This window comes from Isoptericola variabilis 225 (assembly GCF_000215105.1).
Taxonomy (GTDB): Bacteria; Actinomycetota; Actinomycetes; order Actinomycetales; family Cellulomonadaceae; genus Isoptericola; species Isoptericola variabilis_A.
In genome coordinates, this window is record NC_015588.1 from 221,888 (window position 1) to 244,333 (window position 22,446).

Here is a 22,446-nt window from a genome sequence, read left to right on the forward strand (position 1 = left end):
GAGGTGATGCCTATTCGGTGGACCGGCGGTCGCCCAGCCAGGACGATGCCTCACGTGAACACCCTGGAGATCAGGACGATCGACGGCACGGCTCCGCACGGCCACGGCGTCGTCTGGATGAACGTGCCGTACGCGGAGGCCTCGGGTCGCTCGCTGCGCCTGCAGGTCGTCTGGCCGCCGATCGAGGACTGGTTCGCCCCGGTCACGTTCCCCACGGTCGTGTTCGTCCAGGGGTCCGGGTGGCGGGAGCAGATGCTCGGGCAGTGGCTCCTGGCGATGGCCGAGTTCGCCCGGCGCGGGTACGTCGTGGCGATCGTGGAGCACCGGCCCAGCGACGTCGCCCCGTTCCCCGCCCAGGTCGAGGACGTGCGGTCCGCCGTGCGGTTCCTGCGGGCGAACTCCGGGCAGTACCGCGTCGACCCGGACAGGATCGCCCTGTGGGGCGACTCCTCGGGTGGGCACCTCGTGGTGCTCGCGATGGTGACCGACGGCGTGCCCGGGGCTCTCGGCCGGCACGACGACGAGCCGCTGGGCGTACGCGCGGTCGTCGACTTCTACGGGCCGGGCGACCTCTCCCTCATGCCCGAGGACCCCGCCTGCGACGACCTGCTCGGCGGGATCGACCCCCGGGAACACCCGGACGTGGCCGCGCCCGCCGCTGCGGCCACGCACATCAGGCCTGCGGCCGAGCAGGAGCTGCCGCCGCTCCTGGTCCTGCACGGCAGCGACGACGACGTCGTGCCGTTCGAGCAGAGCGTCGTCCTGGGCGACGCCATGACGGAAGCGGGTCATCGCATCGAGCTCTACCGGCTCGAGGGCGCCGGTCACGGGGCGGGAGCGTTCTTCGGAGAGCCCGTCATGGACATCGTCGACCGGTTCCTGAGGGAGAGCTTCCAGCCGTGAGCCCCGGCCCGCGCTGCGACGGCGACGCTCAGCCGCGGGCGCGGCGGGCTCCGAACGGCCCGCCGAACACCAGCGAGATGCCGAGCACGTAGCCGAGGTCGTACCAGTTGCCGTTGTTGTGCACCTCGTACACCGAGACGCTGTCCGTGAAGAGCGACACGACAAACGTCACCGGCAGGATGATCCCGTGCCACAGGCCGAGCCAGAACCCGGCCGGGTCGGCCGTGAGCGCAGCGGTGTCGCCGGCCGCGTTGGGCCCGGGTGCGCACGCCGCCACGGCGAGAAGGAGTACGACGGCGAGTGCCGCCGTCGTGCCGAGGGACTGCCGGCGTCGGTCCATGCGCCCACTGTGGCACCGCCGTCGGACACCGCAGCGCTACCTCGGCGGAAGACGCGCTACCTCGCGGGGTGCTGCGCTACCTCGGCGCGAAACGCGCTACCTCGGCGCGGAACGCGCTACCTCGCGGCGTGCTGCGCTACATCGGCGGACGGGGCGCTACCTCGGCGAGCGGTGGAGGCGGGCGGCGCGGATCGTGAGGCCCACCGCGAAGACGGCGATCCCCGCCACCACGGCCACGAGAGGCAGCGTCGCCACGAGCACGAGGCACGCGACGAGCCCGAGCCCCTGCACCCAGCGCGGGTACAGGCGGTGCTCGCCGGTCTGCGTCCACGCGGCCGCGTTGGCGACCGCGTAGTAGAGCAGCACGCCGAACGACGAGAAGCCGATCGCGCCGCGCAGGTCGACGGTCGCGACGAGCACGCACACGACGGCGGCGAGCGCCACCTCCGCGTGGTGCGGCACCGAGAACCTCGGGTGGACGGCGGACAGCCAGCGGGGCAGGTCGCCCTCGCGGGCCATGGCGAGGCTCGTGCGCCCGACGCCGGCGACGAGCGCGAGCAGAGCACCCAGCGCGGCCGCGGACGCACCGACGCGCACGACGACGCCCGCCCACGGCGTGCCCTCGACCGCGGCCGCGAGCGGCGTCGTCGTCGCCCCGATGCCCGACAGCCCGAGCACCGCGAGCAACGTGACCGCGACGACCGCGTACACGACGACGGTCCCGCCGAGCGCGCCGACGATCGCGCGGGGGATGGTCGTGCGCGGCTCGACCACCTCCTCGCCCATCGTCGCGATGCGCGCGTAGCCGGCGAAGGCGAAGAAGAGCAGGCCCGCGGCCTGCAGCACGCCGTACCAGCCGGCGGGCCCGCCGAGGAACCCGCCGGCGCCCGCCGCCTCACCGGACCCGCCCCACACCGCGCCGAGGTCCGGCTGCGCTCCGCCGAGCGCGACCGCCACCGTCACCGCGAGCGCCAGCAGCACCACGGTCACGATCCACTGCGCCGCGCGCGCGGTCCGCGTCACGCCGCGGTAGTTCACGGCGGCGAGCGCGACCACGGCCGCGACAGCGACCGGCCGCTCCCACCCCGGCGGTGCGGCGTACGCGCCGAAGGTCAGCGCCATGGCCGCGCAGCTCGCCGTCTTGCCGACGACGAAGCCCCACCCCGCCAGGTAGCCCCACCACTCGCCGAGCCGCTCGCGCCCGTACACGTAGGTGCCGCCCGACGTCGGGTACTGGGCCGCGAGCTGCGCCGACGACGTCGCGTTGCAGTACGCGACGACGGCCGCGAGCGCGAGCGCCACGAGCAGGGCGACACCGACGCCGGTGGGCTCGACGGCGCGCGCGGCCGGCGGGAACGCCGCGAACACGCCGGCGCCGATCATCGAGCCGAGGCCGATGATCACGGCGTCGGGTGTGCGCAGACGTCGGGCGAGCTGGGTCACGCTGCTCGTGCTCCTTCCCCTGGCGAGTTGTCAGGTTCACGCCCCGGTATACCGCGGCGTGGACCTGACAGCTCGGTGGTCAGTGGGTGTTCGTGTAGGCCTGGTAGTTCGTGTTGCCGCCGGACAGGTTGTACACCTCGGAGAACCCGAGGTTGCGCGGCACGTGCTGGGCCGCGTTCCCCGAGACGCCCTTGTTGCAGTACGTCACGGTCGCCACGGCGGGGTCGAGCTCGCCGGCACGCTCGCGCAGCTCGGCGAGCGGGACGTGCACCGAGCCCTCGACGAAGGACTTCGCGCGGTCCTTGGCCGAGCGCACGTCGACGACCTGGACCTTCTCCCCGGCCGCGCGGCGGCGCTCGAGCTCGGCGGGGGAGATGATCGGCGCGGTCCCGTGCACGGCGTTGGCCAGCGCCATGCCCGTGTAGTGCACGGGGTCCTTGGTCGTCGCGTACGTCGGGGCGTTGGCGAGCTCGAGGTTCGGCCGCACGCCCACCGCGAGGATCACCAGGCCGGCCGGGACGCGGCGCTCGCCGTCGGCGTCCTGCACGACGACGGCAGCGACGTCGGCCGCGTCGTCGGCCGGCTCGATCCCGACCACGCGCGTGCTCGTGAGCAGCCGCACGCCGTGCGCGCGCAGCTCGGCGTCGACGCGCGCCGACATGTCGGGGTCCATGCGCGGCATCGCGTGCGCCAGGGCCTCGACGACGGTCACGCCGGCGGCACGACCGGGGAGACGCCCGTCGCGAGCACGAGCTCGTCGTAGGTGTCGGTGAACGTCCGGCCGGTCGCCGGCTCGCGGACGGTCACGGTGCGCGCCGCGGCGTCGACGTCGGTGACCTCGTGGCCCGTGCGCACGTCGACGCCGTAGCGCTTCGCGAACCACGCGGCGTCGCGCGGCGTGAGCTCGTCGATCGTCTCGACCTCGCCGCCCACGAAGTACGGCAGCCCGCACCCCGAGTACGAGATGTCGTGGTCGCGCTCGTAGACCGTGATCTGCGCGGTCTCGGTGTTGCGTCGGGCCTTGGCCGCGGCCGAGGTGCCGGCCGCGACCGACCCGACGACGACGATCTTCATCACGCCACCGCCTCGACGCCCAGCTCGTCGAGCAGCGTGCGGACCCGGCGCTCGATCTCGTCGCGGATCGGGCGGACGGCCTCGATGCCCTGGCCGGCCGGGTCCTCGAGCTCCCAGTCCTCGTACCGCTTGCCGGGGAAGATCGGGCACGCGTCGCCGCAGCCCATCGTGATGACGACGTCGGACGCCTGGACGGCCTCGGTCGTGAGGACCTTGGGCTGCTCGGCGCGGATGTCGATGCCCTTCTCGAGCATCGCCTCGACCGCGACGGGGTTGATCCGGTCGGCGGGGGCGGAGCCGGCCGAGCGGACCTCGACGGCGCCGCCGGACAGCTCGCGCAGGAAGCCGGCGGCCATCTGGGAGCGGCCGGCGTTGTGGACGCAGACGAACAGGGCGGAGGGCATGGCGGTTCCTCTCGGTGGGTCAGTCGGTGAGCTGCAGGTCGGGCAGGAGGTCGTGGACGAGCGTGCGCACGCGGGCGTCGAGCTCGTCGCGGATCGCGCGAGCGCCGGCCGGCGACGCGAGCGCCGGGTCGCCCACGACCCAGTCCTCGTACCGCTTGCCGGCCATGACCGGGCACACGTCCCCGCAGCCCATGGTGATCACGACGTCGGCGGCGCGCACGGCGTCGTCGGTGAGCGGCTTGGGGAACATCGTCGCGCCGTCGGGGTCGACGTCGAGCTCGGCGAGCAGCGGCTTCACCGTGTCGTGGACGTTCGCGGCGGGCATCGACCCGGCCGAGCGCACGACGACGCGGTCCCCGGCGTAGTGCTCGAGCAGCGCAGCGGCCAGCTGCGAGCGGCCGGCGTTGCCGACGCAGACGAACAGCACCTGCGGCGGGTGCTCCGCCGTCGCCCGGGACCCGGCCGTGCGCGACCCGGCTGTGCGTGACTTGGCGGCGTCGGTCAGCCGCTGGTACGCGAAGTGCTCGGTGAGCGCGACGAGGTAGACCGGGATGCCGCCGCGCCGTGCGAGCGACGTGTAGGACTCGCGGACCACGCGCAGCGCCTCGTCGCGCGTCGTGCCCGGGATCCGCTGGGCGAGCGAGCCGGCGAGGTCCTCGAGCTCGCGCTCGACGTCGGCGAGGCCGTGCATCGCGCTCGCGCGACCCGCGTGGCGGCGGCTCTCGAGCGCGGCGGGCGCGAAGCGGTCGAGCAGGGTCGTCACCGCGCCGCGGTACGCCGGCGCCACCCGGTACCAGACCCACGTGCCGCGGCGCTCGGACTCGAGCAGCCCGACGTCGCGCAGCACCTTGAGGTGGTGCGACACCGTGGGCTGGGACACCTCGCCCAGCTCGGCGAGGTCGCACACGCACGCCTCGCCGTCGGGCGCGGTGGCGATGGCCGAGAGCATGCGCAGACGCAGCGGGTCGGCGAGCGCCTTGAGCGTGGCCGCGACGGCGTCGGCGGCGTCGGCGCCGATCGCACGCTCGACGACGGCGGGGTTCGCGGTGCAGGGGACGGTCGTGGTCATGGTCGGACCTCCTCGACGAGGACCTCGGACGGCGCGTTCGCCGCCGCGGGAACGGTGTCGCGGCCGGTCGCGGGATCCTCGCCGAACCACCGGCGTCCCGCCCGCAGCGACACGTGCACGAGGCCCAGGAGCACAGGGACCTCGATGAGCGGCCCCACCACGCCGGCCAGGGCCTGGCCGGAGGTGGCGCCGAACGTGGCGATCGCGACGGCGATCGCGAGCTCGAAGTTGTTGCCCGCCGCGGTGAAGGCGAGCGTCGTGGAGCGCGCGTAGCCCAGCCCGAGCGCGTGCCCGAGCGCCAGGCCGAGCGCCCACTGCACCGCGAAGTAGACGAGCAGCGGGACGGCGATGCGCGCGACGTCGAGCGGCCGGGCCGCGATCGCGTCGCCCTGGAGCGCGAAGAGCAGCACGATCGTGAACAGCAGGCCGTGCAGCGCCCAGGGCCCGACGCGCGGCAGGAAGGTGCCCTCGTACCACGCCCGCCCGCGCGTGCGCTCGCCGATCGCGCGCGACACGAAGCCCGCGGCGAGCGGCACGCCGAGGAACACGAGCACGTTGAGCGCGACCTGGCCCACCGAGACGTCGAGGCCCTGCGTGTCCAGGCCGAGCCAGCCCGGCAGGACGGTGAGGTAGAACCAGCCGAGCAGCGAGAACGCGAGCACCTGGAAGACCGAGTTGAGCGCGACGAGGACCGCGGCGGCCTCGCGGTCGCCGCACGCCAGGTCGTTCCAGATGACGACCATGGCGATGCAGCGCGCGAGGCCGACGAGGATCAGGCCCGTGCGGTACTCCGGCAGGTCCGGCAGCAGCAGCCAGGCGAGGGCGAACATGAGCGCCGGTCCGGCGACCCAGTTGAGGACCAGGGAGCTCACGAGCAGGCGCCGGTCGCCCGTGACGGCGGCGACGCGGTCGTAGCGCACCTTCGCGAGCACCGGGTACATCATCACGAGCAGGCCGAGCGCGATGGGCAGCGAGATCCCGCCGACCTCGAGCGCCTCGAGCGCGTGCCCGACGCCGGGCAGCCAGCGGCCGAGCGCGAGCCCCAGGAGCATCGCGGCGGCGATCCACAGGGGCAGCCACCGGTCCAGGGCGGACAGGCGGCGGGTGACGAGGGTGCTCACGCAGGGGCTCCTTGCTGATTCGATCTCGATCAATATAGACGGCTTTCGATGCAGCAGCCACCCGCAGCCGCCGCCGTCCCACCTCTTGCGCGCGGCTGAACGCCTGTTTAGGCTCATGAACGTGCGTTCAGCCGACGACCTCACGACCCGCGCCCGCATCCGCGACGCCGCGGTGCTGCGGTTCGCGCGCTCGGGCTTCGACGCGACGGTGCGCGACATCGCGGCCGACGCGGGGGTCAGCCCTGCGCTGGTGATCCACCACTTCGGGTCGAAGGCCAAGCTGCACGCCGTGTGCGACGAGCACGTGCTGGCGTGGATCGCCGAGTCCAAGCGCAAGAACATGGGCCCGGCCACGAGCGGGCGCCTCATGGAGGTGCTCACCGAGGCCGAGGAGTTCGCGCCGCTGCTCGGCTACGTGCTGCGGTCGCTGCAGGCCGGCGGCGAGGTCGCGGCGGCGTTCGTCAACCACATGATCGAGGACGCCGAGAAGTACACGGCCGAGGCGGTCCGGGCGGGCATCGTCAAGCCCAGCCTCGACGAGGCCAAGCGCGTGCGCTTCCTCGTGCTGTCGTCGCTCGGCTCGATGCTCCTGGCGCTCACGCTCGACCCGCCGCAGGACCCGGCCGACCTGCAGGGCACGCTGCGCCGGTTCCTCAAGGACCAGTACCTGCCGCAGGTCGAGCTCTTCACGCAGGGGTTCCTCACGAACCGCCGCATGCTCGACGACTACCTGCTCTACGTCGGTGACCCGCCGTCGTCGGACCGCGTCGACGCGGACGTCCCCAGCGAGGACGACCCCGCCGCCTGACGCGCACACACCGCGACACCTCCCACGACGAAGAGGAACCATGACCACCGCGCGTACGGGCGCGACGACCGCGCCCGCGATCGAGATCCACGACCTGCACAAGTCCTTCGGCACGGTCAAGGCCCTCGACGGCCTCGACCTGACCGTCCGCCCCGGCGAGGTCGCCGGCTTCCTGGGCCCCAACGGCGCCGGCAAGTCGACGACCATCCGGGTCCTGCTCGGCCTGCTGCGCGCCGACGCCGGCCACGTCCGCCTCCTCGGCGGCGACCCCTGGTCCGACGCCGTCGCGCTCCACCGCCGCCTCGCCTACGTGCCGGGCGACGTCAACCTCTGGCCCAACCTCACGGGCGGCGAGACGATCGACTTCCTCACGCGGCTGCGCGGTGGGGGCACGAGCAGAGGCGCAAGACAGCGCCGTCAGGAGCTGCTCGAGCGCTTCGAGCTCGACCCCACCAAGAAGGCCCGCACCTACTCCAAGGGCAACCGGCAGAAGGTCGCGCTCGTCGCGGCGTTCGCCTCCGACGTCGACCTCCTCGTCCTCGACGAGCCGACGTCGGGCCTCGACCCCCTGATGGAGGCCGTGTTCACCGACTACGTGCGCGAGGCCAAGGCCACGGGCACCTCGGTGCTGCTGAGCAGCCACATCCTCCACGAGGTCGAGAAGGTCTGCGACACCGTGACGATCATCCGCGGCGGCCGGTCCGTCGAGTCCGGCGCTCTCGAGGAGCTGCGCCACCTGACCCGGTCGAACGTCACCGCGGTCGTCGAGGGCGACCCGTCGTCGCTCGGCGGGATCCTCGGGGTGCACGACCTGGTCACCGCACCGGACGCCCAGGGCACGCGCGTCACATTCGACGTCGACAACGACGCCATGGGTGCCGTGCTCACCGCCCTGTCGTCGCTCGGCGTGCAGTCGTTCACCGCGGCCCCGCCGTCGCTCGAGGAGCTCTTCATGCGCCACTACGGCGACGTGCTGCCGGTCGCCGCGGGCAGCGGGGCGGGGGCGCGATGACCGCCACCGCGACCCGCCCGGCCCCGGCCGCGCCTCCGGCGCCGGCCGCCACGGGCGGGCACACCCTCACCGGCACCGGCCGGCTCGTGCGCTTCGTGCTGCGCCGCGACCGGGTCCGGCTCACGGTGTGGAGCGCCTCGATGGTCGCGTTCTACGCCTACTTCACCGCCACCCTCGACACGGTGTTCGCGGACGAGGCCTCCCGCCAGGGCCGCGCCGCCGTCATGGAGACGCCCGCGGGCATCGTCATGGGCGGGCCCAACTACGGCCTGGAGAACTACACGACGGGCGTGGCCATGGCCAACGAGGGCATCACGTGGGTGGTGCTCGCGCTGGCGATCTTCAGCATCCTGCACGTCGTACGGCACACGCGGGCCGAGGAGGAGTCGGGCCGCTCCGAGCTGGTGCGTGCCGCCGCCGTCGGCCGGCACGCGCCCGCGGTCGCGGCCATGGTCACGCTCGTGATCGCGCAGGCCCTCATCGCGGTGCTCTCGGCGCTCGCGATGTACGGCGTCGGCGGCGGCGAGCTGGCGCTCGTCGACTCGTTCGCGATGACGGTCGGCTCGGCGCTCAGCGCGCTCGTCTTCGGCGCGGTCGCCGTCGTGTTCTGCCAGGTCACCGAGCACGGGCGCGGCGCGATCGGCATGAGCCTCGCGGTCTTCGCCGCCGCGTTCGTCGTCCGGGCCGCGGGCGACATGCAGCAGCGCGGCGGCAGCGCGCTGTCGTGGTTCTCGCCGATCGCGTGGGCGCAGCAGATGCGCTCGTTCGTCGACCTGCGGTGGTGGCCGGCGCTGCTGTCGGTGGCCGCCGTCGCGGTCCTGCTGTGGGTCGGCGCGGTGCTGGCCTCGCGGCGCGACTTCGGCGGCGGGCTCGTCGCGTCGCGCGGCGGGCGGGCCGACGCGCGGCCGTCGCTGCGCAGCCCCCTCGCGCTCGCCTGGCTGCAGCAGCGGTCCGCGCTGCTGTGGAGCTGCCTGGGTCTCGGCCTCATGTGGTACGCCTCGGGCACCCTCATGCCCGAGATCGGCACCATGATCGGCGACCTCGTCGAGTCGAACCCGGCCGCGCAGCAGATCTTCGGCGACGACCCGTCGGCGCTGAGCGTGTCGTTCCTCGGCGTCATGCTGCTCTACGCCGCGCTGTGCTGCGCCGCGTACGCGATCGTCATGGCGCTGCGGCCCAAGGCCGAGGAGTCCACGGGCCGGGCCGAGGTCGCGCTCGCGCTGCCCGTGTCCCGCACGCGGTGGCTCGGCGCGCAGCTCGGGGTCGCCGCGATCGGCACGCTCGTGCTCCTCGCCGTGAGCGTGTACGCGCTGTGGGCGGGTGCCGTCTCGGTCGGCTGGGACGACCAGTCGTTCGGGCAGTACACGACCGTGCTGGTCAGCTACGTGCCGGCGCTGCTCGTGTACCTCGGGCTCGCCGCGGCGCTGTTCGCGTGGCTGCCCAAGGCGTCGGGCGTCGCGTGGGCGCTGCTCGCGTACACGTTCGTCGTCGGCCTGTTCGGCGGCCTGTTCGAGCTGCCCGACTGGGCGCTGCGCCTCTCGCCGTTCGACTGGGTGCCCGCGCCCTTCGTCGACGACGTCGCGGCGGGCGACACGCTCGTGCTGTGGGGGATCGCCGCCGTGCTGCTGGCGCTCGCGTTCGTCGGGTTCCGGCGTCGCGACGTCGTGAGCACCTGATCGCCCGGGGCACGCACGTTGTCAGGGCCACACCCGTGCATGCACCGGTGTGGCCCTGACAACTCCCGGGGTGGGGTTACCGTGGTCGGTCGTGACCACCACCCCTCGAACGACGCCGGGCCTGCTCGCCGCCCCGGCCGAGCCGCTCGCGCACGGCCTGCGCCCGCGGCACCTGACGATGATGGGCCTCGGCTCGGCGATCGGTGCCGGGCTGTTCCTCGGCTCGGGCGTCGGCATCGCGACCGCCGGCCCCGCCGTGCTCGTGAGCTACGCGATCGCGGGCGCGCTCGTCGTCCTCGTCATGCGCATGCTCGCCGAGATGGCCGCCGCGATGCCCGCGTCCGGCTCGTTCTCGGTCTACGCCGAGGCGGCGCTGGGCCGCTGGGCCGGCTTCCTGCTCGGCTGGCTCTACTGGTTCATGATCATCATGGTGCTCGGCGTCGAGGTCACGGGCGTGGCGGCGATCGCGAGCACCTGGTGGCCGCAGGTGCCGCAGTGGGCCGTGGCGGCGGTCGTCGTGGCCGTGTTCGGCGCCGTGAACCTCATCGGTGTGCGGCACTTCGGCGAGGCCGAGTTCTGGTTCGCGATGATCAAGGTCGCCGCGATCGTCGGCTTCCTCGTGGTCGGCCTGCTCATCGTCGTCGGCGTGATCCCCGTCGGCGGCAGCGTGCTGGGGGAGTGGGCCGCGCACGGCGGCTTCGCGCCCGCGGGCTGGGCCGGCATCGCGGCCGGGCTCCTCGTCGTCGTCTTCGCGTTCGGCGGCATCGAGATCGTCACGATCGCCGCGGCCGAGGCGCGCGACCCGCAGACCGCCGTCGCCCGCGCGACCCGCACCATCCTGTGGCGCATCCTGTTCTTCTACGTCGGCTCGGTCGCGATCATGGTCGCCCTCATCCCCTGGACCGACGCCGACCGCCTGGCCTCGCCGTTCGTCACCGTCCTGCAGATGGCCGGGTTCGACGGCGCGGCGCGGCTCATGGAGGTCGTCGTCGTCCTGGCGCTGCTGAGCGCGTTCAACGCCAACGTCTACGCGACGAGCCGCATGCTCTTCTCGCTCGGCGAGCGCCGCGACGCGCCGTCGGTGGCGACGCGCGTCTCGCGCCGCGAGGTGCCGTGGGTCGCCGTGCTCGTGTCGGTGTTCTTCGGCGTCGTCGCCGTGCTGCTCAACTGGCTGCTGCCGAACTCGATCCTGTCGATCCTGCTCAACGCCGTCGGCTCGGCGCTGCTCGTCGTGTGGGGGCTCGTCGTCGTCGCGCAGCTCCGGCTGCGCCCGCGGCTCGAGGCCGCCGCGGCCGAGCAGGGCCGCACCCTGCCGCTGCGCTCCTGGGGCTACCCGTGGCTGACCTGGGTGACGCTCGGCGGGCTCGTCGCGATCGTCGGTCTCATGCTGTCCGACGCCGCGGCGCGCGCCCAGCTGCTGGCCACCGGCGGGCTCGTGGTCGTCATCCTCGCCGCGTACGGGGTGACGCGGACCGTGGCCGCCCGCCGCGCCTGACCACCGCGGGCCTCACGTCCGCGCGGACGGCTCCTTCGGCGGCCGCACGGTGGGCACCTCGCCCACGATGGGGATCGGCCGGCGGTGGAACGGGAAGCCGTACCGCGTGACGAGGCCGGCGAGCGTCGTGACCCGGTTGCGCGGCCCGACGAGCGACATGATGTGGACGAACAGCCACACGATCCACGCCAGGCCCGCGGTGAGCCGCAGCGGCGCGCGCAGGCCGGGCACGTTGATCTCCGCGACCGCGGCCCGGCGGCCGATGACGGCCATGGTGCCCTTGTCCCGGTAGCGCAGCGGCTCGGTGGGCCGCCCCTCGATCAGCGCGAGGATGTTCCGTGCGGCCGTCCGGCCGCCCTGGATCGCGGGCTGGGCGAGCTGCGGCAGCTCGTCGGGCGTCGCGGCGATGTCGCCGACCGCGAACACACCCGGGCGGCCCTCGACCTGGAGGTCCGGGCCGACGGCGATGCGCCCGCGCGGGCCGCGCGGCAGGTCCCAGCCGTCGACCTCGGGGTGCGGCGCGACGCCGGCCGACCAGATCGTGAGGTCGGCGTGGATGCGCGTGCCGCCGGTGAGCACGACGGCGTCGGGCAGCACCTCGGCCACGCCCGCGCCGAGGTGCAGCGTCACGCCGCGGCGCTTGAGCTCCTCCTCGGCGTACCGGCGCAGGTCGGGGTGGAAGCCCTTGAGCAGCTCGGTGCCGCGCTGGACGATCTTGACCTCGAACGCGCTGCCGTGGATCTCCGGGTACGCGGGCGCCAGCCCGGCGGTGCGCAGCTCGGCGAGCGCGCCCGCGACCTCGACGCCCGTCGCGCCGCCGCCGACGACGACCACGCGCAGCCCGTCCTCCATGCTGTGCGTGAAGGCCGACTTCTCGAGCCGGATGAAGAGCTGGTCGCGGATCTTCAGGGCCTGCGAGCGCGAGTACATGCCGAACGCGTGCTCGTGCGCGCCGGGTGTGCCGAAGTAGCTCACCGTCACGCCGTTGGCGATCACGAGAAAGTCGAAGTCGACCCACTCGTCGTTGAGCAGCCGGATGCGTCGCGCGTCGTGGTCGATGCCCACGAGCTGCTCGTGCAGCACGCGCACGTTCTTCTGCTTGAGCCGCAGCCCGCGCAGCCAGTAGGTGACGTCGCCCGGGTTCAGGCCGCCCGTGGCCACCTGGTACAGCAGCGGCTGGAACGTGTTGTAGACGTGCCGCTCGACGAGCGTGACGCGCACGGGCGCGTCCTTGAGGGCCTTGACGACCGCGAGCCCTCCGAACCCTCCGCCGACGACGACCACGTGCGGGAGCCTGCCCTGCTGCGACATGCCGTCACCGTAAGCGGGGGCCCGGAACCGTCGCGAGCGGAGACCGTCCGGAATTCGCCCGTCACGCCCGCGCCCCGGCGTCGTCGGTTGGGGTGACGGGCCGCGCGCCGCGCGCGGTCCCGGGGACGGGAGGGCTGCACCATGAACCCCACGGGTCACCGGCGCCAGGTCGCGGTGCTGTACGGGACGCGGCCGGAGGCCGTGAAGCTCGCGCCGGTCGTCGGCGCCCTGACCGAGCACGACGGGTTCGACCCCGTCGTCGTGGTCTCGGGCCAGCACCGCGAGATGCTCGACGGCATCAACGCGCTGTTCGGCATCGTGCCCGACCACGACCTCGGCCTCATGCGCCCCGGCCAGTCGCTCGACGACGTGCTCGCCGGGGCGCTCACGGGCTTCGGCCGGTACCTCGACGAGCGCCCGGTCGACGCCGTCGTCGTGCAGGGCGACACGACGTCGACGTTCGCGGGGGCGCTCGCGGCGTTCCACCGCCGCATCCCGGTCGTCCACGTCGAGGCGGGGCTGCGCACGGGCAACCTCGACGCTCCCTTCCCCGAGGAGGGCAACCGCCGGTTCGTCTCGGCCGTCGCCGCGCTGCACTGCGCGCCGACCGCCGACGCCGCCGCCAACCTCCTGGCGGAGAACGTCCCGGCGAGCGCGTCGTCGTCACGGTCACCGCGCACCGGCGCGAGGCGTGGGGCGCGGGCATCGCCGGGGTCGCGGACGCGCTCGTGCGCGTTGCCCGGCTGTTCCCCGACGTGCTCGTCGTCGTCCCGCTGCACCTCAACCCGCTCGTGCGCGACGCCGTCGTGCCCGCGGTGCGCGGCGTGCCCAACGTCCGCGTGCTCGACCCGCTGCCCTACGCGGCGTTCGCGCACCTGCTCGCACGCTCGACCGTACTGGTTGACCGTGCCGAGCGCGATGACGCCGTTGGGCCCGAAGAGCTGGAGGGAGTCCCCGAGGTCGACGAACACCGCGTTGAGCACGTCGGCGCTCAGCGGGTTGGTGCGGAGCGCGTCGCCCGACGGGTGCTCGGCGTGCGCGCCGTGGACCTCGGCGACGTCGTCGAGGTCGATCGGCGGCGCGCTGCCACCCAGGAACTTCCCGAGCGCCTCGGTCTGGTCGGTCGGCTCCGCGTTCGCCGCCGAGGCGCCCGCGAACGTCGTGACGCCGACGATCCCTGCGGTGACGAGCAGCCCCGTGGCTCTGCGGACGGTCTGATGATCGAGTCGACCGCGGCGCCGCGGACCCTCGGAGGGTCGCGCTGCGGCGTCGTGCCGACGAGAAGGCCGGTTCCTCACTCTTTCCCCTTGGCATGAGAGGGGCCGCCCCTGTGGTGGCCTCGCCCGGATAGACGCAGCCGCGCCGCAGGGGGCACGGGTGAATGTGGGCAGGTGCAGCCCTTGCGCGGTGTCGGAGGTCTCGCTAGAATCGAACACATGTTCGAGTGGGGCGATGCAGCGCACGGCGGCAGCCATCCCGCCCGCGTGTCGCGCGCTCGGACGGGCGGTCCCGGCGCTGCCCGTGCCCCGGTCGTGCCGGGACCGCCCGCACCCTCGCCCGTCGAGGCCGCGCTGGAGCGTGAGCTCGCGCGGATGGTCGACGAGGTGTTCGTGCCCGACGTCGCATGGTTCGCCAACGGCGATCGTGCGCGTGCCGCCGTCGAACCGGCCGCGAGCCTGGCGGCGGAGCTGGACGCGGCGCTGCCGGGTCCGGGGCTGGCGTCACGGCTGGTCGCGCTGGAGCCGGCCGACCTGGACGACCACACGCTCGTGGAGGTGCTGGCGGCGTGGGAGCGGGTCGCCGCGTGGGCGCAGGCCGGGTCGGCGCGGGCGCTGGCCGAGCTGCTGGAACGCACCCGCGGGTCGGCCGAGCACGAGTTCACGGTCGACGGGGTGGCCGCCCGGCTCGGGATGACGCGGCACGCGGCCGCGCAGCTGGTCACCGTCGCGCACGGCACCGCCGGGCTGCCCGAGGTGGCCGACGCCCTCGCGACCGGCCGGATCGACCGGCGCAAGGCCGAGACGCTGATCGCTACCGGCCGCCTGCCGGACGACCGGCGCCGGGCTGCGGTGCGCGAGGTGCTGCCCGAGGCGGAGCGCCTCACCGTGCCGCAGCTGCGCGAGCGGCTGCGCCGTGCCGAGATCCGCATCGACCCGGACGGCGCCGAACGGCGGCACCACGCCGCCCGCTCCGAGCGGTTCGTGCGCCTGGAGCCGGTGGACGACGCGATGGCCTACCTCACCGCCTACCTGCCCGCCGACGACGCCGCCCGCGTCCTGGCCGCGGTCGAGCAGGTCGCCGTGCCGATGCACCGCACCCCCGGGGAGACCCGCCGCCTCGACGCGTGCCGCGCCGACGCCCTGGTCGGCCTCGTGACGGGCGACCTCACCCCGACCGGGTCAGTGCACGGCTCCGCGACCGGGCCGGCGACCGGCCGCCGGCCCGGCGTCCAGGTCACGGTGGCCGCCTCCACGCTGCTCGGCGCCGACGACCTGCCTGGCCTGCTCGCCGGCCACGGACCGGTTCCCGCGGCGGTCGCCCGGGCGCTGGCCGCCGACCCCGACGCCACCTGGCGGCGGATCCTCACCGACCCCGCCACCGGCGTCCTGACCGACCTGTCCTCACGGTCCTACCGGCCCAGCCCCGCACTGCGTGCCGCGGTCATCGCCCGCGACATCACCTGCACCTTCCCCGGCTGCCGCGTGCCCGCCTGGCGCACCGACCTCGACCACCTCGACCCGTTCGACCCGGACCGGGACGCCCCGCAGACCCACGGCGACAACCTCCACGCCCTGTGCCGCACCCACCACCGCGCCAAGACCCTCGGCGGCTGGCACGTCACCCACGACCCGGCCACCGGCACCACCCGATGGACCGCACCCACCGGCCACCAGCACGACCGACCACCCACGATCGCCGACCCCGCCCACCGACCACCGCGCGAGGAAGGCCCACCCGGCAGCACGGCGGAACAGCAGACCGGCCCGCCCCCGTTCTGAGGGTCGGCGCCGCCTGCGCCGGGCTCAGTGCCGCCTGCGCCGGGCTCAGTGCCGCCTGCGCCGGCGCCGGGCGGGCTCGGTCGGCGGCCACTCGCCGTCGTCGGACCCGTCGTCGGTGACGTGCAGCAGCTCCTGCAGTCGCAGGTGCACCTCGTCGACGCGCGGCACGTCGTGCAGCTCCATGCCCTGCTTCTCGGTCGCGTCGGACACCACGAGCGTCCCGCAGCCGAAGATCCGGTCGACGACGTCCTTCTCGAGCGCGACGTCGTTGATCCGGTAGAGCGGGATGTCGCGCCCGACGCGCGTGAGGATGCCGGACCGCTCCGCGATCCGCCGGTTCGTCACGGAGTACGACGTGGTGCGCCAGCGCAGCCACGGCACGAGCACCCACGAGACCGCCGCCAGCGCTGCGAGGCCGAGCACGACCCACGTGAGCAGGTCCGACGGCGACAGCAGGATCGTCCCGACGCAGATGGCGACCAGCAGGACCAGGAGGACGAACGGCCAGAGCAGGGCCTTGGCGTGCTCGCGCAGCTCCATGACCACCGTCTCGCCGTCGGTCAGGTCCTTCTCGCGCAGCGCCATGCTCAGATGGTGCCAGAGCTCACGACGTCGGGGGCAGGTTCCAGCCCTCGACCGTGCGCAGGCCGTGACCGTGCCCGAGCAGGCAGATCGCCGCGGTGCCCAGCTCGAGCCGCGCGCCGAGCCGTGGGTCGGCGTCGATCCACGCGGTCGCGAGCACGCGCAGCAGGTGGCCGTGGGCGACCGCGAGCACGTCGCCGCCGTCGCGAAGCGTCTCCTCGGCGCGGGCGACGAACCGCCGCGCGCGCTCGTACACGTCCTCGAGCAGCTCGCCCTTCCCCCCGGCGCCGTGCTCCGGGTCGGGCGGAAGGACGCGCACCCCGTCCTCGAAGATGACGAACTCGCGCCCGAGGATCTCGCCGATCTCGGCGCTGGTGCGCCCGTCGACGGGGCCGTAGTCCCACTCGCCGAGGTCGTCGTCGACGACGACGTCGGTCCAGCCGCCGATCTCGGCGGTCCGGCGGGCCCGCTCGAGCGGCGACGAGTAGACCGCGGCGAAGCGGAAGTCGGCGAGCGCGCGCCCTGCGAGCCGGGCCTGCTCCTCACCGGCCTGCGTGAGCGGGACGTCGGAGGTGCGGCCCGTGTGCTTGCCGGTGCGGGACCACTCGGTCTCCCCGTGCCGCAGGAGCACGAGCTGGGGCGCGGAGGTGGGGACGATCGCCATGCACCGAGGATCGCCCACTAACCAGCTCATCGCCGGCATCGCGGGCGGGCAGCTCGCCGCGGGCGCCGCGGCCACGGCGACCGGCGGCACCACGACGAACGGCACGACGACCACGAGCTGACGTCGCCGCGCCACCTCTCGCCACCCCGTCACGCGACGGGGTGGCGAGAGGGGCGTCACGGAATCGAGGGCGGGCCGTCGCTGTTGGCGACGGTGTGACGAGCCACGAGAGCCACGACGGCCACGAGAAGCAGCCCCTGAGGATCGACGTGTGGTCCGACGTCGCCTGTCCCTGGTGCTACATCGGCAAGCGGCGGTTCGCGCGCGCCCTGGAGCAGCTGGCCGAGCGCGACGGCGCGGCACCGGCGGTCGAGGTCGAGTACCACTCCTTCGAGCTGTCGCCCGACACCCCCGTCGACTTCGAGGGCACGTCGACCGAGTTCCTCGCGCGTCACAAGGGCATCCCGCTCGAGCAGGCGCGGCAGATGAACGACCACGTGACGCGCCTCGCCGCCGCCGAGGGGCTCGAGTACCGGATGGACGACGTCCGGCACACCACGACGCTCAAGGCGCACGAGCTCCTGCACCTCGCCAAGGCGCGAGGTCTCCAGGAGCCGATGAAGGAGCGCCTCCTGCGCGCGTACTTCACCGAGGGGCGCCACGTCGGCCACGTCGCCGAGCTCGCGGACCTCGCCGCCGAGGTGGGTCTGGACCGCGACGAGGTCGTCGAGGCGCTCGAGTCCGGCCGGTACGCCGACGGCGTCGCCGCAGACATGGCCCAGGCACGCGCCTACGGGATCAACGGCGTGCCGTTCTACGTGATCGACGGCCGCTACGGCGTCTCGGGCGCGCAGGACCCGGCGGTGTTCGTCCAGGTGCTCGACCAGGTGCTCGCCGAGCGCGGTGAGGCGGAACTCACACCGTCGACGGGCCGTTCGGGTCGGTGAGCCCGTCCGAGACGCGGTATCACTGTGGTGAGACCGCGTCCGTGAGGCGCGGCTCGCAGGACACACGAGCATCGGCGCCCGTGCGCCCGAAGGAGGACAGATGACCGACACCCCGTACCGCTCGATCGCCAACCCGCGTCGCACGAGGCTCGCGTCGGCCGGGTCGGCCGACGCCGCGTCGCCGCGCGGCGACGAGCACTCCCTGCAGATGCTGGGCGACGACGGCGCCGCGTGCGCCGACGGCGCCTGCTCCGTGACCGACTGACCCGGTCGCACCCGGCGCCGGTGCCGGCGGGCCGTCAGAACGCCCGGTAGTCCGGTATCGGCAGCTTCGGGCCCCGGCGCGGCGCCCGCGCCCGCCCACCGAGGAACAGCAGCCGCACCACGCGGTGCCGGTGGGGGGCGTAGGGCGCCAGCAGCCGGAGCATGCCCGCGTCGTCGGTGCGCTCGCCGGTGAGCGCCCAGCCGACGGCCCCGGCCAGGTGGAAGTCGCCCACCGACACCGCGTCGGCGTCGCCGAGCGCGCGCTGCGCGACCTCGGCCGAGGTCCACACCCCGATCCCCGGCACCGTCTCGAGCCGCGCCCGGCCTTCGGCGGGCGGCATCGCCGCCGCCTCCTCGAGCCGCGCGGCGACCCGCGCGCACCGCACGATCGTCCGCGCGCGCGTCGCGTCCACGCCCGCGCGGTGCCAGTCCCACACCGGCACCGCGGCCCACGTCCGCGCGTCGGGCACCACGCGCATGCCCGACGGCGCAGGGCCCGGCGCGGGCGTCCCGTGCCGCGCGAGCAGCCACCGCCAGGCACGGTGCGCCGTCACGACCTGGACCTTCTGCTCCAGCACGGCCGGCACGAGGGCCTCCATGACCCGTTCGCTGCGGGGCATCCGGAGCCCCGGCGTGCGGCGGTGGGCGTCGGCCGCCTGCAGCGGCGGGACGAACCCGCTCGTGTCGTCGTCCTCGCCGAGCAGCGTCGGCAGCTGCGCGGCAGCCTCGGCCGCGCCCGGCCCCCAGTGCTGCACGACGACGGTGCGCTCGTCCGCGACCGTGAACCGCTGGGTGACCGGCCCGGTGCGCAGGAGGCTCGTGCGCCACACGGCGCCGTCCGGCGTCGTGCGGAACGTCGGGTCGCCCGCGCCGTGGCGCAGGGGACCGAGCGTGAGTCCGAGGTCGAGCGGGCGGTCGGACGCGTGCCGCACGGTGAGCTGCTCGCGGTGGACGGTGAGCACGGACCCACGCTACGCGGGTCAGTCGAACAGCGTGCCGAGCTCCCAGGCCGGCTCCGGCGTCGTGCCTGCCCCGGGGCCGCGCACGCCCGACCGGGCGCCGACCGCCTCGCGACGCGCGGCCGCCGCCGCGGGCTCGGCGTCGGGCGCGGCGGCGACAGGTGCGGCATCGCCAGGTGCGGCGTCCACGAGCAGGTCCCCGACCTGCCCGCGGCCCGCGGCCCAGTCCTGCGCGGCGAGTCCGGCGAGCTGGTCGGCCCGCTCGTTGAACGGGTTGCCGACGTGGCCGCGGACCCAGCGGAAGCGGACGGGGCCGGGGCGCGCGGCGATCGCGCGGTCGATCGCCTGGATGAGCTCGAGGTTCTTGACGGGCCCGCCGGACGCCGTGCGCCAGTTCTTGCGCTTCCAGCCGTCGAGCCACTCGGAGGCGCACCGGATCGCGTACTGCGAGTCGGACTCGATGAGCAGCGGCTCGTCGCCGGGGTGCGCCTCGATGGCGCGCAGGAGCGCGGTGAGCTCGGCGACCTGGTTGGTCCCCGAGGCCGCCCCGCCCGAGTCGAAGCGGCCACCCTCGTGAGCGATCCACGCCCATCCGATCGCTCCGCCCGGGTTGCGCAGGCAGGAGCCGTCGGTGCTGACAATGATCACGCCGTCGTCCTCTCGCCGTCCGGCCTCCCGGACGTCGGGACACATTGTGCCCCGAGCCGGTGACACCCAGGTGAACCCCGGGCGGCGATCCGGCGCTCCCGGCAGGCTCCCGGCGATGCGGACGTCCGAATCCTGCCGCCCGAGCGGCCGGAACCCACGGCCGCGGCGCGGCGGCCATCATGGTGCCATGGCACCCCCGACCCCCGCCGAGCGCGCGGCCGAGCAGCACCCGGCGCACCGGCGCACGCCCTCCGACGTGCGCCGGTGGCGCCGCTACCTCGCCGACGAGCGCGCCGAGGCGGCCGTCTACCGCGACCTCGCGCGGCGTCGCACCGGCGAGGAGCGCGCGATCCTGCTCGCGCTCGCCGAGGCCGAGAAGCGGCACGAGCAGCACTGGCTCGACCTGCTCGGCGACGACGTCGGCAAGCCCCTCAAGGGCGACTGGCGCACCCGGATGCTCGGGTTCCTCGCCCGCCGGTTCGGCGGGGTCTTCGTCCTCGCGCTCGCCCAGCGCGCCGAGTCGCGCTCCGCCTACGGCGACGAGAAGTTCGCGACGGCGACCATGGCCGCCGACGAGCAGATCCACGAGGAGGTCGTGCGCGGCCTGGCGACGCGCGGCCGCAACCGCCTCTCCGGGACCTTCCGGGCCGCCGTCTTCGGCGCCAACGACGGGCTCGTGTCCAACCTCGCGCTCGTGCTGGGCATCGGCGCCTCGGGCGTGCCCACCGGGACGATCCTGCTCACGGGCCTCGCCGGCCTGCTCGCCGGCGCGCTGTCGATGGCCGCGGGCGAGTACGTGTCCGTCCGCTCGCAGCGCGAGCTGCTCGAGGCCTCCACGCCCGACCCCGACGCCGACCGCGCGCTGCCGCACCTCGACGTCGACGCCAACGAGCTGGCGCTCGTCTACCGGGCGCGCGGCATGGCCGCCGAGGAGGCGCAGGCGCACGCCGACGAGGTGCTCGCTCGCCTCGGGGCCGCCGGGCCGGTCTCCGTCACCGACCCCGTCGCCGGGCACGTGCCTGCCGACCCGGGCCCTGCGGCCGACGCCGACGAGCACGAGACGCACGGCACCGCGTGGGGCGCCGCCGTGTCGAGCTTCCTCTTCTTCGCCTCGGGCGCGATCGTGCCGGTGGTCCCGTACCTGCTCGGCCTCGAGGGCGCGCAGGCGGTGCTCGTGGCGTGCGTGCTCGTCGGCGTCGCGCTCGTCGTCACGGGCGCGATCACGGGCCTGCTCTCCGGGACCTCGCCCGTGACGCGCGCCCTGCGCCAGCTCGCGATCGGGTTCGGCGCCGCCGCCGTGACGTATCTGCTCGGCCTGCTGTTCGGGACAACCGTCGCCTAGGGCGGGTGAAATCCGCGCGCTTGCTGTTGCGTGGAGCACGCGCAGGGGTCATGGTATGACCGACGACGCGATTCAGGCCCGCAGGGTGGGCCGGCAGGGGGTTGGATGACGCGCCGCGACGAGCGCCGTACGGGGGCCACGGGCCTCCGTCGCTGGGTGCTGCGCGCCGTCGGGATCACCCTCGCAGGGGCGGGCGCCGTGTGCATGAGCGCCGCCGTCTCGTCCGCCGACGACCGTGACGGCGGGCTGCTGTCCCCCGTCACCTCCGCGGTCACCTCGACCGTGGGGTCGACCGTGGGAGCGGTGACCACCGGTGTGGTCGAGCCCGTCGCCTCGACCGTCGAGACCGTGACCGAGCCGGTCGCGAAGCCGGTCGAGCCGGTCGCGGAGAAGGTCGTCGAGCCCGTCGCCGAGACGGTCGTCGAGCCCGTGACGAAGCCCGTCGCGTCGACGGTCGAGACCGTGACCGAGCCGGTCGCGAAGCCGGTCGAGCAGGTCACCGAGGCCGTCGTCGAGCCGGTCGAGCAGGTCACCGAGGCCGTCGTCGAGCCGGTCGCGGACGCCGCGGCCCCCGTCGTCGGGGCGGTCACCGACACGCTCGACCCGGTCACCGAGCCCGTCGTGGACGCCGTCGCCGGCGTCACCTCACCGGTGCTCGACCCGGTCACCGACGTCGTCGGACCGACCGTGGACGGTGTCGTCGGCGGGGTCGTGGACCCCGTGCTCGGCCCGGTCCTCACGCCGGTGGTCGACACGCTGACGCCCGTGACGGACGTCGTCTCGGGCGTCGTGACGCCGCTCGTGCCGGTCGTGGAGCCGGTGGTCGACGTCGTCGCTCCGGTGGTCGAGCCGGTCGTCACCCCGATCGTCGACGGCGTCGTGCCCGAGCCGGGCGGTCTGCTGCCGCCCGTGGACGACCTCGTGCCCGGCCTGCCAGGGGGCGGACCCGGCGGCCCGCCCACCGCGGCCGTGGCACCACCGCGCCCGGACGCCGAGGCCGCCCTCGACGCGGGCCCGTCCGGCGACGCCCCGCCCGCGGCCACGCTCCCGGCCCGGTCCGCACCCACCTCCGTCTCCGACGCCGCGCGCACCGTCGCGACGTCGAGCGCCTCGTCGGCCGCCCCGGCCGGCGACCCGGCGCCCGCCGCTCCGGCGACGGCCGTCGTGGCCGGCGCCGCGGTCGCGGGCAGCAGCTCGCTCCGCGCGCCGTCGGGCGCGACCGACGCCGCCGGCGCGCTCGCCGGCCTCCCGACCCGCTCGGCCGGCGCGTGGCTCGTGCCCGCCGCCGACGCGTTCGCCCATCTGCCGGCCCCTGCCTTCGAGATCCCCGTCTCTCCTGCCTGACGCGGCCACGTCGTGCCCCGAGCACGGCACCGGCCACGGGC

General features: G+C 74.6%; 23 protein-coding genes and 2 pseudogenes. 12 read left to right on the forward strand and 13 right to left on the reverse strand.

Annotated elements, in window-relative coordinates:
• Positions 1–45: 45 nt before the first annotated feature.
• Complete coding sequence (locus tag ISOVA_RS01030) at positions 46–903, forward strand: alpha/beta hydrolase (RefSeq protein WP_013837409.1); 858 nt, start codon at positions 46–48, stop codon at positions 901–903.
• A 28-nt stretch (positions 904–931) separates the two neighbouring features.
• Here the strand turns inward: ISOVA_RS01030 and ISOVA_RS01035 are convergent, their stop codons facing one another.
• The 7 genes from ISOVA_RS01035 to arsB form a co-directional block, all read right to left on the reverse strand.
• Positions 932–1,243: a hypothetical protein gene (locus ISOVA_RS01035; protein ID WP_013837410.1), complete on the reverse strand. Its 312-nt coding sequence runs from the start codon at positions 1,241–1,243 to the stop codon at positions 932–934.
• 156 nt (positions 1,244–1,399) lie between these two features.
• Positions 1,400–2,686, reverse strand: a complete 1,287-nt coding sequence (locus ISOVA_RS01040; protein ID WP_013837411.1) for an APC family permease — start codon at positions 2,684–2,686, stop codon at positions 1,400–1,402.
• Between the two features lie 79 nt (positions 2,687–2,765).
• Positions 2,766–3,398, reverse strand: a complete 633-nt coding sequence (locus tag ISOVA_RS17100) for a rhodanese-like domain-containing protein (RefSeq protein ID WP_041294725.1) — start codon at positions 3,396–3,398, stop codon at positions 2,766–2,768.
• Positions 3,395–3,760, reverse strand: coding sequence for an FAD-dependent oxidoreductase (locus ISOVA_RS17105; RefSeq protein WP_041294726.1), 366 nt, complete (start codon positions 3,758–3,760; stop codon positions 3,395–3,397). The genes ISOVA_RS17100 and ISOVA_RS17105 overlap by 4 nt, the downstream gene beginning before the upstream one ends.
• Positions 3,760–4,164 (reverse strand): arsenate reductase ArsC, encoded by a 405-nt coding sequence (locus ISOVA_RS01055; protein WP_013837412.1) that lies wholly within the window; start codon positions 4,162–4,164, stop codon positions 3,760–3,762. The genes ISOVA_RS17105 and ISOVA_RS01055 overlap by 1 nt, the downstream gene beginning before the upstream one ends.
• Before the next feature lie 19 nt (positions 4,165–4,183).
• A complete protein-coding gene (locus tag ISOVA_RS01060; protein ID WP_013837413.1) occupies positions 4,184–5,233 on the reverse strand; it encodes a metalloregulator ArsR/SmtB family transcription factor in 1,050 nt (349 codons plus the stop codon).
• Positions 5,230–6,354 (reverse strand): ACR3 family arsenite efflux transporter, encoded by a 1,125-nt coding sequence (gene arsB / locus ISOVA_RS01065; protein ID WP_013837414.1) that lies wholly within the window; start codon positions 6,352–6,354, stop codon positions 5,230–5,232. The genes ISOVA_RS01060 and arsB overlap by 4 nt, the downstream gene beginning before the upstream one ends.
• A 115-nt stretch (positions 6,355–6,469) precedes the next feature.
• On the opposite strand from arsB, the gene ISOVA_RS01070 reads away from it, so the two are divergent.
• The 4 genes from ISOVA_RS01070 (at position 6,470) to ISOVA_RS01085 (ending at position 11,345) form a co-directional block, all read left to right on the forward strand.
• Complete coding sequence (locus tag ISOVA_RS01070) at positions 6,470–7,162, forward strand: TetR/AcrR family transcriptional regulator (protein ID WP_013837415.1); 693 nt, start codon at positions 6,470–6,472, stop codon at positions 7,160–7,162.
• 40 nt (positions 7,163–7,202) lie between these two features.
• Complete coding sequence (locus ISOVA_RS01075) at positions 7,203–8,174, forward strand: ABC transporter ATP-binding protein (protein ID WP_013837416.1); 972 nt, start codon at positions 7,203–7,205, stop codon at positions 8,172–8,174.
• Positions 8,171–9,850, forward strand: coding sequence for an ABC transporter permease (locus tag ISOVA_RS01080; RefSeq protein WP_013837417.1), 1,680 nt, complete (start codon positions 8,171–8,173; stop codon positions 9,848–9,850). The genes ISOVA_RS01075 and ISOVA_RS01080 overlap by 4 nt, the downstream gene beginning before the upstream one ends.
• Positions 9,851–9,920: 70 nt before the next feature.
• Entirely contained in the window at positions 9,921–11,345 is a 1,425-nt protein-coding gene (locus ISOVA_RS01085; RefSeq protein ID WP_013837418.1) for an amino acid permease, read from the forward strand.
• 12 nt (positions 11,346–11,357) lie between these two features.
• Here the strand turns inward: ISOVA_RS01085 and ISOVA_RS01090 are convergent, their stop codons facing one another.
• Positions 11,358–12,656 carry an NAD(P)/FAD-dependent oxidoreductase gene (locus tag ISOVA_RS01090; RefSeq protein WP_013837419.1) on the reverse strand — a complete coding sequence of 433 codons (1,299 nt, stop codon included), beginning with the start codon at positions 12,654–12,656 and terminating at the stop codon, positions 11,358–11,360.
• A 285-nt stretch (positions 12,657–12,941) separates the two neighbouring features.
• Between ISOVA_RS01090 and ISOVA_RS17555 the strand changes: the two are divergent.
• Positions 12,942–13,495: pseudogene (locus tag ISOVA_RS17555) on the forward strand (UDP-N-acetylglucosamine 2-epimerase); the annotation flags it as partial.
• A gap of 102 nt (positions 13,496–13,597) precedes the next feature.
• Here the strand turns inward: ISOVA_RS17555 and ISOVA_RS17560 are convergent.
• Positions 13,598–14,131 (reverse strand): annotated as a pseudogene (locus tag ISOVA_RS17560) (hypothetical protein); the annotation flags it as partial.
• Here ISOVA_RS17560 and ISOVA_RS01105 point away from each other — a divergent pair.
• A complete protein-coding gene (locus tag ISOVA_RS01105) occupies positions 14,093–15,655 on the forward strand; it encodes an HNH endonuclease signature motif containing protein (RefSeq protein WP_081474784.1) in 1,563 nt (520 codons plus the stop codon). The pseudogene ISOVA_RS17560 and the gene ISOVA_RS01105 sit on opposite strands and share 39 nt — an antisense overlap.
• A gap of 45 nt (positions 15,656–15,700) precedes the next feature.
• Here ISOVA_RS01105 and ISOVA_RS01110 read toward each other — a convergent pair whose 3' ends face one another.
• Positions 15,701–16,240, reverse strand: a complete 540-nt coding sequence (locus tag ISOVA_RS01110) for a PH domain-containing protein (RefSeq protein ID WP_013837422.1) — start codon at positions 16,238–16,240, stop codon at positions 15,701–15,703.
• Between the two features lie 19 nt (positions 16,241–16,259).
• Positions 16,260–16,901 (reverse strand): histidine phosphatase family protein, encoded by a 642-nt coding sequence (locus ISOVA_RS01115; protein ID WP_041294728.1) that lies wholly within the window; start codon positions 16,899–16,901, stop codon positions 16,260–16,262.
• Here ISOVA_RS01115 and ISOVA_RS17395 point away from each other — a divergent pair.
• The 3 genes from ISOVA_RS17395 (at position 16,900) to ISOVA_RS16640 (ending at position 18,113) form a co-directional block, all read left to right on the forward strand.
• Positions 16,900–17,022 carry a hypothetical protein gene (locus tag ISOVA_RS17395; RefSeq protein ID WP_261376406.1) on the forward strand — a complete coding sequence of 41 codons (123 nt, stop codon included), beginning with the start codon at positions 16,900–16,902 and terminating at the stop codon, positions 17,020–17,022. The genes ISOVA_RS01115 and ISOVA_RS17395 overlap by 2 nt on opposite strands.
• 94 nt (positions 17,023–17,116) lie before the next feature.
• Complete coding sequence (locus tag ISOVA_RS01120) at positions 17,117–17,848, forward strand: DsbA family oxidoreductase (RefSeq protein WP_013837424.1); 732 nt, start codon at positions 17,117–17,119, stop codon at positions 17,846–17,848.
• Between the two features lie 100 nt (positions 17,849–17,948).
• A complete protein-coding gene (locus ISOVA_RS16640) occupies positions 17,949–18,113 on the forward strand; it encodes a hypothetical protein (protein ID WP_013837425.1) in 165 nt (54 codons plus the stop codon).
• Between the two features lie 34 nt (positions 18,114–18,147).
• Here ISOVA_RS16640 and ISOVA_RS01125 read toward each other — a convergent pair whose 3' ends face one another.
• Both ISOVA_RS01125 and ISOVA_RS01130 read right to left on the reverse strand, forming a co-directional pair.
• On the reverse strand, positions 18,148–19,074 hold the full coding sequence (locus tag ISOVA_RS01125) for a DNA-3-methyladenine glycosylase family protein (protein WP_013837426.1): 927 nt from the start codon (positions 19,072–19,074) through the stop codon (positions 18,148–18,150).
• 18 nt (positions 19,075–19,092) lie between these two features.
• Positions 19,093–19,719, reverse strand: coding sequence for a ribonuclease H family protein (locus ISOVA_RS01130; RefSeq protein WP_013837427.1), 627 nt, complete (start codon positions 19,717–19,719; stop codon positions 19,093–19,095).
• A gap of 187 nt (positions 19,720–19,906) precedes the next feature.
• Here ISOVA_RS01130 and ISOVA_RS01135 point away from each other — a divergent pair, with 187 nt between their 5' ends.
• The gene (locus ISOVA_RS01135; RefSeq protein ID WP_013837428.1) at positions 19,907–21,061 is read left to right on the forward strand and encodes a VIT1/CCC1 transporter family protein; all 1,155 of its coding nucleotides are present in this window, start codon (positions 19,907–19,909) and stop codon (positions 21,059–21,061) included.
• A gap of 105 nt (positions 21,062–21,166) precedes the next feature.
• Complete coding sequence (locus tag ISOVA_RS15280; protein WP_013837429.1) at positions 21,167–22,405, forward strand: hypothetical protein; 1,239 nt, start codon at positions 21,167–21,169, stop codon at positions 22,403–22,405.
• Positions 22,406–22,446: the final 41 nt, after the last annotated feature.